An 11,908-nucleotide genomic window follows, 5' to 3' on the forward strand; every position below is an offset into this window, starting at 1 on the left:
CAATAGGTCATCAGTGATAGCATAAATTGTAATTATTTCGTTTAACATTACCCCTCCTAATTTTTCCTCTGGAGGGGATTTTATTGCTTATGCAATGCCACCTGAACACCTGCAAGCATAACTAGCAACTTGGGTTAGTAGTAGTTTGGTTAATTTTTTTTGGAGGAATCAGAAAATTAGATAATCAAAAAATTCAAAATGCTAAGGTTTAAGGAGGCAGGGGACAGGAGGTAGGAGTCAATAATGCTTGCTTAAGGCTAAAACTTGATGCCTTTATTTAGCACTACTAAATCTAGGACAACCTTCCTCAGCCCCCTTTTTACAACAACCGCAGAACTTTTTATTAGCGATCGCACTACAACTAGTATTCGGCAACACACTGCTAAGGCACAATCAACACTGGGCAAGGTGAAAGGTTAATCACGCGAGTGGTAACGCTATCATCCGCTCCCTCGTCAGTCAAACCTAGCCCTCGACAGCCCATGATAATTAAATCTGCCCCGATTTCATCAGCGACATCGCAGATCGTAAAAGCTGGTTTACCTTGCCTTTCTAAGGTTTCAGATTGAATTCCTTGCCCAGAAAATAAAGATTGGGCATTTTCCAGCAGTTTTGCAACTACCTCTGGCGACACCATCGGATCGTCGGCACTAGGCGCGTCTTTTGGTGGTTCTTCTACCACAGACAGCAGCACCAAGCGACTGCTGTACTTTTTGACTACGTTGGTTACAACGTCAGCAGCTTCCCGCGTTTCCCGGCTTTGATCGATAGGAAATAATACCGTCTTAAATATATCTGTCACTTGGGTACCCCTGACTCCGGTAAAATCTTGATGGTTCTACTTTCAAAACAATAACAAAAAGGCAATCAGGAGAGTTTGGTGTGTCCAAAAAAAGTTTAGCAAGTTTATCTTCGGCTGATATCTCTGGGAAACGTGCCTTAGTGCGGGTTGACTTTAATGTGCCTGTGGACGATCAAGGCAACATTACCGACGATACTCGTATTCGCGCCGCTCTACCAACCATCCAAGATTTGACGCAGAAGGGAGCTAAGGTCATTCTCGCCAGCCATTTTGGCCGTCCCAAGGGTGTGGATGACAAATTACGCCTAACTCCCGTTGCCAAGCGTCTGTCTGAGTTACTGGGGCAAGAAGTCATTAAAACTGATGACTCCATTGGTGATGAAGTCGCAGCTAAAGTTGGCGCCTTGCAAAATGGCCAAGTGCTGTTACTCGAAAATGTCCGTTTTTACCCAGAAGAAGAGAAAAACGACCCAGAATTTGCGAAAAAATTGGCCGCTAATGCTGATTTTTATGTCAATGACGCTTTTGGTACTGCACACCGCGCCCATGCTTCTACTGAAGGTGTGACTAAATTCCTCAGTCCTTCTGTGGCTGGATATTTGGTTGAGAAGGAATTGGAATATCTGCAAAACGCCATTGAAAATCCCCAACGTCCTTTGGCGGCAATTATTGGCGGTTCCAAAGTTTCCAGTAAAATTGGCGTAATTGAAACACTGCTGGAGAAGTGCGACAAGCTGATCATCGGTGGTGGGATGATTTTCACCTTCTACAAAGCCCGTGGTTTGAGTGTTGGTAAATCGTTGGTAGAAGAAGACAAGCTGGAACTAGCGAAGTCTTTGGAAGCTAAGGCTAAGGAACGGGGTGTTACTTTCTTGTTACCTACAGATATAGTATCAGCAGATAAGTTTGCTCCTGATGCTAATGCGACAACCGTCAGCATTGAGAACATCCCCGATGATGGTATGGGTTTGGATATTGGTCCAGACTCAGTAAAAGTTTTCCAAGATGCCCTTGCAGATACCAAAACGGTAATTTGGAACGGGCCTATGGGTGTGTTTGAGTTTGATAAGTTTGCCGCAGGTACGGAAGCGATCGCTCATACCCTCGCCGATATCGGTAAAACTGGCACAACTACCATCATTGGCGGTGGCGACTCAGTAGCGGCTGTGGAAAAGGTTGGTTTAGCCGACCAAATGAGCCACATCTCCACCGGCGGCGGCGCTAGCTTGGAGTTACTTGAAGGCAAGGAATTACCTGGAATTACAGCTTTAGATGATGCGTAAGTAGGCACTGGGGACTGGGGACTAGGGACTGAAGAAGGGAATAGAGTACAGGTTACAGGGTACAAATTATTCCCGATCGCCTGTCACCTGTCACCTTTCCCCAATACCTAAGATCCAAGCCCCTATATAGAAAAATATATGCAACCTAAATGGCTAGAATGGGGACAGAAGTTACAAGCGATCGCTCAAAATGGTTTAACCTATTGTGAAAACCCTTTTGATATTGAACGTTACAAACAATTACGAGCGATCGCCACGGAAATCATGGCGAGTTACTCAAATGTAGAATACAGCTATGTCCTCGATTTATTTAGCTGTGAATTAGGATATGCAACTCCTAAAGTTGATGTGCGAGGAGCAATTTTTCGTGATGATACTATATTGTTAGTCAAGGAACGAGTAGACGGCTGTTGGACTTTACCTGGTGGATGGGCTGATGTTGGCGAGTCGCCCAGTGAGGCAGTTGTGAAAGAAGTATATGAAGAATCGGGATATCAAGCACGCGCTATCAAACTCCTAGCAGTCTATGACAGAAACAAACAGGGACATCCACCGTTACCATTTTATGTCTACAAACTGTTTTTTCACTGTGAACTTATTGGTGGTTCTCCATCATCAAGTATTGAAACTGAAGAAGTAGGTTTTTTCCCTGAAAATGCGTTACCAGAACTTTCTCTCGGACGTGTGACACCAGCACAAATCAATCGACTTTTTCAACATTATCGCCAACCAGATTTACCGACAGACTTTGATTAGTAGCCCCTTTAATGTTTAATACACTTTGTTAACTGTTTTAAATAAGATACTACTACACAAATTTATTATCTACACTAATTAACTATATAGTTTGCTCCCAAAATAAATGCATAATAATGATTCAAATTACTCAACAACAACAGCCAATCCAGCACCATACAAGACTCGGAATTGAAGTCCTACACGGTTGCAATCTTAACTGCCTCACAAATCTAGAGTCGCGTGAATTAAAAGAATCACTTTGGAAACATGGCGTTGTAGTCGTCAGACAGCAACAGCTTACCGCAGAACAATTAAAAGAATTTGCCAAGCAGACCTTTGGCGATTTTATGTTTGGCGGTCCTCCAAAAACATTAGATCCTGATATTAGTCCAGACTTACAAAGCCAATATGTTTATATATTGGGCAATCCTAAGGGACCGGTTCCCGATGCAGCCGGTAAATATGCGTGGCAATGGCATCATGATAAAGATGGTCTCCCCAGTACAGAGGGACTGGATATGAACGCACTATATGTTGTAATGCTTTATGGAATACAAGTGCCGGAAGGTGTAGATGGGCAACCTCACACTACTGAGTTCCTCGATATGATAGAAGCTTACAATAACCTAGAACCTCAACATCAGCAGCAATTAGAGCAGATGTCGATGTATCACTCGCCACCAATGTTTTCTAAAAAACCCAATGTAGAGACTGATGTACCGAAGAAACTGCATCCGATTGTGTCCACTCACAAAGTCACTGGTAAAAAGGGATTATATTTAGGTTCGGACACTGCGATCGCAGTTGGTATGGAAGATCGACCAGAAGAAGCAAAACGTTTCTGGGAAGATTTGTTTGCGACTGTTTTAGACTGCACCCCAGTCTACTCTCATGTTTGGCAGCCAGGAGATATTCTTTTTTGGGACAACTCACAGGTGATGCACAGAGGCAGACCCTACGATCCAACGAAGCACCAGCGAATTGCGTTGCGTTTAGGTGTAGTAGAGACAGGTTGAAAGACACTACTACAATGTCTAAGCTAATACCGCTGCACGGAAGTCAAAATAATTCGTAATTCGTAATTCGTAATTCGTAATTACTTGGTGTCATAGCCCCTACAAAAAAAGAAAATTTAGCGGTCTACAATTAGTGTCGGGGTAATGCCCCTACTAATTGCAATTACGAATTACAGCATATTTCAAGTGCATGAGGTACAAATTGACTGGTTTTGAGGCAGAGGCAGGAGGAAAAAGAAAAATTTTTATCTTTAATTCTCTAGTTGTGTACCTCCTGAAAGTTGCAAACTGCTGTATGTTGACTTCCGCCTTGCGGTACTATGGCGTTGTCTCAGGAGTTGGTGTTGGTGTAGGTTCAGGTATGGAGGTTTCTGTAGGCGTGGGTATTGGCGTTGGCGTTGGCGTGGGAGCTGGTGTTGGCGTGGATGTTTCCGTGGGCGTTCCTGTTGGAAATGGGAGAGGAGTAGGATTTTCTGCTATAACAGTGAGTTGATAATCTATTGGTTTGGTTGCTGTAGAAACTACGACAAACTCATAAAATCCATTTTCTGTTAGTTTAGTTGACAAACTACGCTTAGTAGAATCTTCTAAAAATCGAATTTTGCCAGAAGGTGAATAGACTGATAACAAAACTTGAGAATTTGCTTCTAATTTCAAGTCTAGAGATTGGTCTTTAGCAAGTCCAGCAATGAATACTTTACCGCCACCAGGTTGGAGAGTACCGTTGACTGTTTTGCCAGTAGCCCCCGGATCGAAGACAAGTTTCTGGAAAGCTCTACCGTCAAGGATTGCACTGAGTCGATCGCTAACAAATCCGTACCAAACTTGTCCAATGGGTTGGCCTTGGAAACTTTTACCCCGCTGCTCAGGAAATACACTGAAAAAAGCCGCATCTCCCAAATCATACAAAGAACGACTACCAACGTTGACTTTGTTGACTTCTACTTTCCAGCGATCGCGTTCAGCAGTTGTGTAAGTTCCCAGTTTTTGGCGTGCATTATTACTCAATGGTGCAAGCTTTTCTAGCAATTCCGAAGCTGTTTTATCCCATTCTGCACGTAAACTTTCATCTTCAGGGCCATTACCGAGAGTACGTCCCCGTAAACTGGGATTTCTGTCCCAAAAAACTTGATTCACCAAGTTCACGTAGAAGCTAGGGTTAATACCCAACTGTTGACGGCGATCGCTTAATTTTTCTTTGCGTTCTCTTTCTGCTGGCGTATATTGCGCTAAAGGATCGGTTGGTTGTTCGCTAGTTGGAGTAGGGCTGGCTGTAGGATTAGGTTGGACTTCCCCGATATCTCGCCTGTTATTCAATCCCCACCAAATTAATCCCACACTACCAGCGACTAGTGCCGCCACCAGGAAAGTTTTTGTTGGTGTCCACCAGGAGGAAGAGGGGGAAGATGAGGGATATGAGGGATATGTAGCTTTAGCTTCTCGCGGAGTAGGAGTTGGGGAAGGTGGGGAGACGGCGACGGTGGCAGATGTGGGTTGTGGTGGAGTGGGATATTGAGTTGGCGGATAGTTAGCCGAGGGCGGGTTCAGGGCTTGGAGTACTTGACGGGCTGATTGATAGCGATCGCTTGGTCTAGGAGATAGCATTTTATCTAATACCTGTGCCAAATTTTGACTCAGATTAACTTCCCGTCGCCATTGCCAGCTGAGAGTATAGGTATCAATTAATTCTTGGGGTTGTTTCCCTGTCAGTAAAACCAACATTGTTGCTGCTAAAGCATACAAGTCGCTGTGGGGAGATACTAACCCTGTTTGCATTTGTTCTGGGGGCGCAAATCCGATTTTACCTAATAAGGTTGGTGCTGGCGGAGGTGCAGCCATACCCGGTTGGTAATATTCGGAAGCCACGGTTGCTACTACTTGTTTGACACCGCCAAAATCAATTAAAACTGGCAGTTTGTCAACAGTGCGGAGCATTAAATTGTCTGGGGAAATATCTCGATGAATTACCCCTAGAGAGTGAATGTATTCCAATACTGGCAAAATTGAAAGGAGTAATTGCCGTATTTCCGTCTCTGTAAAGCGCAGACCTTGTTGTATCCGGGCATTTAACAAAGAATTGTAAGTTTCCCCTTCTACATAATCTTGCACCAAAAACAGATATTCTTTGCCCCCTAAATTTAGCCGTAGCAGTTCCCGAAAGCGGGGAATTTGAGGATGTTGCAGTTTATAAAGAACACTTGCTTCTCTTTCAAAGAGTTCTTCAGCTTTTTGGACAACGTAAGCGGTTTGAACTTGGGGTGAAAATTCTTTTAAAACACAAAGTTCGCGGAAACGGTTGATATCTTCAGCTAAATAAGTGCGTCCGAAGCCACCTTGGCCAATTTGACGCACGATCGCATAACGATCGCCTAAAGTCTGTCCCGGTTGTATACTATAACTCATGGGCGCATCCAACAAATTTTCGCCACACTGGAGACAAAAGCGACTACCTGGGGAATTTTCATGTCCTTTAGAACAATAGATTGAATTCATTGGAAAGTTAAGAGTTAGGAGTTAGGAGTTAATAATAACAAGGAGTAGCGAGTAGCATTTTCTACTTGATTTAACTACACTACTCCGGGTCTGAAACCGTGGTCTATAAAGAAAATTGCCCTAATTCATAACCCATAACTCCTAACTTCTAACTCCTCACTCCTAACTTTATCTTTGTACTTTACTGACTCGATCGGCTGCGATCGCATACCAAATTTGACCAAAAGTCTGTTGATTGAGTTTCTTACGCTGCTGATCGGGAAACAAGCGATCGAATTTTTCATTTGTGTCTTTAGTCAATTGATCGATTGTATAGTTGCCAAACTGCCCCGATCGCGCTTGTTGTCTCAATGTATCGTAATCTTTTTGACTATAGTTCCCTAATTTCCGACGAGCTGCGGTACTGAGGTCAGCCTGTTCTAGTTTATCTAATAAATTATCGGCAATATCAGACCATTCATCTCGTAAACCAGCATCTTCAGGTTTAGATGTCAGGCTACGTCCCTTTAATTCTGGTTTTTTTGTATAAAATAAATCATCTACTGTGCGAATAAAAAATCCTTCAGTAATTTCTAGTTCTTGACGACGACTGATAATTTTCTGGAGATCGCTATTTTTTCCTTTGTCGCCTGCTGGTTTACCGCTGGGATTGGGAAACTGGGGGATTTGCGGTAATGAAATTGATGGGATAGTAATTGAAGTTACACTCTTAATCACTGCATTTACTACCGCCCAAGCACCTGCGCCAGTTAAAACAACTAAAGCCGTTCCCCCTAAACTCATCACAAAAGGGCGAATCCAAACAGGGAAAGATGCTGGTTTAACAATTGCTTGTGTTTGCCTCTGAAATCTGCTCATAACAGCACTGGCACGTTGTCTTCCCGGAGCAACTACCATCGTCTTGATCTTGGTGGTAATATGATTGCCTGAAGATTTAGTTGCAGTTGGCGATGGTAAATCTCTGAGGATTTGCTCGGCTCGTTGGTAGCGATCGCTCGGTCGATAAGCCAGCATCTTTTTTAACACTGCTTCTAGTTTGGGACTAACTTGAATTTCTTTTCCCCACCTCCAAATTCCCTGATAGCTGTCGTATAATTTTTGCGGTTCTTGACCTGTGAGTAACACCAGTGATGTTACCGCTAAAGAGTATAGATCGCTACTAAAAAATGCCTTTCCCTGCCGTAGCTGTTCTTCCGGAGCGTAGCCTTTTTTACCCAGCAAAGTATTATTTTCAGCCAACTTGGTACGCCAAAAACCTTGAGAAGCTGGCAATTGCTTGACGCCACCAAAATCAATTAGCACTGGTAGATTATCAGAACGCCGCCAGATGAGATTATCGGGAGAGATATCACGGTGAATTACATCTCGTGAGTGGATGTAGGATAATACAGGTAAAATTTGTTGCAGGAGGATGATTACTTCCTCTTCACTAAAGGTTTTTCCTTGACTTTCACGCTGTTCTAATAACTGGTAGTAGTTATCACCATCCACATAATCTTGCACTAAAAAGAAAAAATCTTTAGTGCCTATCTTCACTTGTAGCGAGGCGTGAAAACGTGGAATCTGTGGATGCTGGAGTTTTTTTAGGACATTCGCTTCTCTCTCAAATAACTCTTTAGCTTTTTGTAAATCTTGATTTTCTTGTACTTGGGGTGCAAACTCCTTCAGCACACAGGTTTGATGAGATTTATTGATATCTTCCGCCAAATAGGTGCGTCCAAAGCCGCCCTGTCCTAAATGACGGATAATTTGATAGCGATTATCCACAACCTGTCCCACAGCAAGAGGTAATGGTTCGCCACAATGGGTGCAAAAGCGGTTACTACCATTATTTGTGTGTTGTTTACTGCAATAGAGCTGCATGGTGCTGAAGGATAAATTAAGGTTTTATTTAATGACTACAACGCACATACCCTCATTTTCGGATATTCTACGAATTACGTAGCTTGCTTCTCGCATGAAGACGAGTATTACGAATTACGAATTATTTTAAACGGTGTTGGTTCTACTTCAGGATAAATAAGCAAGTGTCATGAACGGCAAATCAAGACATCAGCAAGTAATTAAAGCATTTGAAGATTTTTTGTCTACCCCCCTAGAAACTCTACTGCAAAGGCATCTCAACACTCAAACTTCGGCAGCTTTGAGTTTATTTCACGATGTGGCGGCGAATGTACCAGCCTACAAGGCGTTTTTAGCAGAAAGGGAAATTAATCCCGCGACTATTAAAACCTTAGAGGAGTTTCAAAAACTACCAGCGATCGCTAAACAAAATTATATACTGCGTTATCCACTAGCTGACTTGTGCCGTAACGGACAACTCCAAGAATGCGACATGATAGCTGCTTCATCAGGTTCTACTGGTAAACCGACATTTTGGCCTCGTTTTTTCACAGATGAACTCCAAATCGCCACACGTTTTGAACAGATTTTTCACGATAGTTTCTATGCAGATACCAGACGTACCCTAGCAGTGATTTGTTTCACTTTAGGCACTTGGGTAGGTGGGATGTTTACCACTAATTGCTGTCGTTATCTTGCTAGCAAAGGTTATCCCATCACTGTAATTACTCCTGGTAACAATAAAGAAGAAATCTTGCGAGTTGTCCAAGAACTTGGTTCAGGTTTTGAGCAAGTGGTGTTATTGGGATACCCGCCATTTTTAAAAGATGTGATTGATACTGGTATCGCTCGTGGTGTGGAGTGGCAGCAATATCAGATTAAATTAGTGATGGCGGGAGAAGTATTTAGTGAAGAATGGCGGAGTTTAGTTGGCGAAAGAGTTGGTTCGCGAAATCCTTGTTATGATTTTGCATCACTTTACGGTACTGCGGATGCGGGAGTTTTGGGTAATGAAACACCGTTAAGTATCTGTATTCGCCGTTTTTTAGCAGAAAATCCCGATGCAGCCAGAGCTTTATTTGGAGAATCGCGTTTACCCACACTAGTACAGTACGATCCTTTCACTCGCTTTTTTGAAGCTCAAGATGGCGGTTTACTGTTTTCGGGAGATAACGGTATTCCCTTAGTGCGTTATGACATCTTGGATACTGGCGGGATAATTAGTTATGATGCCATGCTGCAATTTTTAGCAGAATGGGGATTTAACCCACTGGAAAATCTCCGTTTTGATACTCAAGAATTACCAAGAGGTATTCATCAGCTACCTTTTGTTTATGTCTTCGGCCGTTCTAACTTTACAGTTTCTTACTTTGGTGCAAATATCTATCCCGAAAATGTGACGGTAGGATTAGAACAACCAGGAATTCAAGAATGGGTGACGGGTAAATTCGTGTTGCAGGTAAAGGAAGATGCAGATAAGAATCGATTTTTATCTGTAGTTGTGGAATTAGCAGTCGGGGTAGAGGGTAGTGAAGATCAAAAAGACGCGATCGCATCTTCTATTCTTTCACAACTGCTACGTCTCAATAGCGAGTTTGCTAATTATGTTCCGGTAGAATATCAAACACCACAAGTTACATTAGTCCCAATGGGTGATTTTGAATATTTCCCGATTGGGGTGAAACATCGTTATACGCGTCAATAGAAGAAGACTCGATGAATCGCGTCTCTACAAGGGGCGATCGTTTTTGCGATCGCATTTTCATTCTGTTTACGATATCTGTTTTACTAGGGGCGACGCATTCCCTGGATTGCGGAAAGATCGGACGTGATAGATTTACGAGACGCTTACGAGATGGGATGAATCGCGTCTTTGCAAGGGATTGCTGCTTCTACATTTCGCTTATGTTTTGGCTGGAGGAAGTATTTTTTTTCCTACTCTCCATCTTTCACTTTCTCTTGTTGATGCCAAGCTTGATAAAAAGCTAGGTAGAGCATACTTTGGGCGCACTTCCAAATAACTTCGTAGCAATATATTCTACGTATAAGAGGATGTTTGAAAAGTTTTCTTCTCGGTAACAAAACGTTCTAGATCCCCCTAAATCCCCCTTAAAAAGGGGGACTTTGATTCCGGTTCCCCCCTTTTGAAGGGGGGCTAGGGGGGATCGGTTAGTGCCTAAAATCACAGCCAACCACTTTTAAAACAACCTCTAAATTGAGAACCGTCTTCTTCTTTCTGATTGATGCATTGTTTTAAATTATTAACTGCTAATGGGTAAAGCTGGTTTTGAAGTATCTCAATGACGCAAAAAGAAGCTGACTGTAAAACATTTCGGCATCTCTATGGTATTTGGTACAATATCCAAGATATTCAGTGAAATTTCAGGGTAACTGAAATTTCTTAATAATCGGAATCGCTATCTCTACCCTTGTATCTGTGTTTATGGGAAAATTTCATCTAAATATTTAAAGTAATATGTCAGAAACACCTCAAGACGACGGCATTTGGATTGTTACCGATGAAACGCCGCAAATAGCAATTCCTGATGGTGCTAAAGGCGGGAGTGGTAATACACGCGGTTGGGGAGACGAAACTATCAGGGAAAGTATTGCTAGCAAAGGCGTAGGAGATGCGGTTAAGGTTAGCGCTCAAACATTAGAGCAAAATATGACTCACTTTCTCAAAGTTGTGGGGAATTTGTTTAGTCAAGCCCAACAGCAAGCAAAAGTCAACTCCAAGATGCAGCTAGATGAAATTGAGTTGTCGGTAGAAATTAGTGCAGATGGAGAAGTTAAATTAATTGGCAATGGTGCAAAAGCTGGGACTAAAGGAGCAATTAAGCTGAAGTTCAAGCGCCAAGAATCACAGTGAGATGGCAAAAAATTGGGCGATCGCGATCGGAATTAACCAGTATGATTATCTGCAACCGCTAAACTATGCAAAGCGAGATGCACAGTTAATGCAGGAGTTTCTGGGTAATGAAGCCGATTTTGAGCGGATATTCTTCTTCTCGGATGATTCCCCTAATGTTGCTGGAAAATCGACTCGTCCAACTCGCACTAACTTGCTGCGAATCTTGCGTCAGTTATTTGAAAATCCCTTTATGGGAGCAGGAGATAATTTCTGGTTTTTCTTCAGTGGTCATGGGATAAGATACGCTGACCGTGATTATCTCATGCCCTGTGATGGCGATCCAGAAGATATTGAAAACACGGCAATTGCGATTAACTTTGTGACTGAACGCCTGCGTCGCTGTGGTGCTGATAATGTTGTCTTGATTCTGGATGCTTGTCGCAATGAAGGCAAAAAAACAGGTGAAGGAATTGGGCGACAAACCGCAGAAGAAGCACGTCAACAAGGAGTTATCAGCATTTTTTCTTGTATTCCCCAAGAATATTCTTATGAAATTGAGGCTTTACAACAAGGTGCTTTTACTACTGCATTACTAGAAGGGTTAGGAATTCAAGGTAAATGCGCTACTGTTGAACGACTGGATCAATATCTTAAGTTTCGCGTGCCTGAACTGGTTCGCCAGTATAAGAATACAAGGCAAACGCCTTATCTTATTGCTGAACCTGTGAATAAATCCCACCTAATAACCCAAGTTGCGGGTTATCAAGCTGTGGGTACTTTGCACTTGAATAGTCGTGCGCTCGTTCAGGACGAAGTGGCGGTTGCACGTCGCGCAACCGCCACCTCAATTAACTCAAAAATACAAATACTGAATTAGATT

10 protein-coding genes are annotated in these 11,908 nt (G+C 42.7%); 6 read left to right on the forward strand and 4 right to left on the reverse strand.

Annotated features, from left to right (window positions below):
- Positions 1-382: 382 nt before the first annotated feature.
- Positions 383-793 (reverse strand): universal stress protein, encoded by a 411-nt coding sequence (locus RMY32_RS29690; protein WP_322712118.1) that lies wholly within the window; start codon positions 791-793, stop codon positions 383-385.
- 89 nt (positions 794-882) lie between these two features.
- On the opposite strand from RMY32_RS29690, the gene RMY32_RS29695 reads away from it, so the two are divergent.
- From RMY32_RS29695 to RMY32_RS29705, 3 genes are all read left to right on the forward strand, one after another.
- A complete protein-coding gene (locus RMY32_RS29695; RefSeq protein WP_322712110.1) occupies positions 883-2,085 on the forward strand; it encodes a phosphoglycerate kinase in 1,203 nt (400 codons plus the stop codon).
- Between the two features lie 138 nt (positions 2,086-2,223).
- Positions 2,224-2,841 carry an NUDIX hydrolase gene (locus RMY32_RS29700; protein ID WP_322712111.1) on the forward strand — a complete coding sequence of 206 codons (618 nt, stop codon included), beginning with the start codon at positions 2,224-2,226 and terminating at the stop codon, positions 2,839-2,841.
- A gap of 116 nt (positions 2,842-2,957) precedes the next feature.
- Complete coding sequence (locus RMY32_RS29705) at positions 2,958-3,839, forward strand: TauD/TfdA family dioxygenase (RefSeq protein WP_322712112.1); 882 nt, start codon at positions 2,958-2,960, stop codon at positions 3,837-3,839.
- A gap of 318 nt (positions 3,840-4,157) precedes the next feature.
- On the opposite strand, the gene RMY32_RS29710 is transcribed toward RMY32_RS29705, so the two are convergent.
- Positions 4,158-6,332 carry a serine/threonine-protein kinase gene (locus RMY32_RS29710; RefSeq protein ID WP_322712113.1) on the reverse strand — a complete coding sequence of 725 codons (2,175 nt, stop codon included), beginning with the start codon at positions 6,330-6,332 and terminating at the stop codon, positions 4,158-4,160.
- Positions 6,333-6,500: 168 nt separating this feature from the next.
- Entirely contained in the window at positions 6,501-8,195 is a 1,695-nt protein-coding gene (locus tag RMY32_RS29715; RefSeq protein ID WP_322712114.1) for a serine/threonine-protein kinase, read from the reverse strand.
- Positions 8,196-8,364: 169 nt separating this feature from the next.
- On the opposite strand from RMY32_RS29715, the gene RMY32_RS29720 reads away from it, so the two are divergent.
- A complete protein-coding gene (locus tag RMY32_RS29720; RefSeq protein WP_322712115.1) occupies positions 8,365-9,879 on the forward strand; it encodes a phenylacetate--CoA ligase family protein in 1,515 nt (504 codons plus the stop codon).
- 230 nt (positions 9,880-10,109) lie between these two features.
- Here the strand turns inward: RMY32_RS29720 and RMY32_RS29725 are convergent, their stop codons facing one another.
- Positions 10,110-10,256, reverse strand: a complete 147-nt coding sequence (locus RMY32_RS29725) for a hypothetical protein (protein ID WP_409884301.1) — start codon at positions 10,254-10,256, stop codon at positions 10,110-10,112.
- Between the two features lie 394 nt (positions 10,257-10,650).
- Here RMY32_RS29725 and RMY32_RS29730 point away from each other — a divergent pair, with 394 nt between their 5' ends.
- On the forward strand, positions 10,651-11,046 hold the full coding sequence (locus RMY32_RS29730; RefSeq protein WP_322712116.1) for a hypothetical protein: 396 nt from the start codon (positions 10,651-10,653) through the stop codon (positions 11,044-11,046).
- A gap of 1 nt (position 11,047) precedes the next feature.
- The gene (locus tag RMY32_RS29735) at positions 11,048-11,905 is read left to right on the forward strand and encodes a caspase domain-containing protein (protein WP_322712117.1); all 858 of its coding nucleotides are present in this window, start codon (positions 11,048-11,050) and stop codon (positions 11,903-11,905) included.
- Positions 11,906-11,908: the final 3 nt, after the last annotated feature.

Source organism: Nostoc sp. ChiSLP03a, assembly GCF_034531215.2.
Lineage (GTDB): Bacteria > Cyanobacteriota > Cyanobacteriia > Cyanobacteriales > Nostocaceae > Nostoc.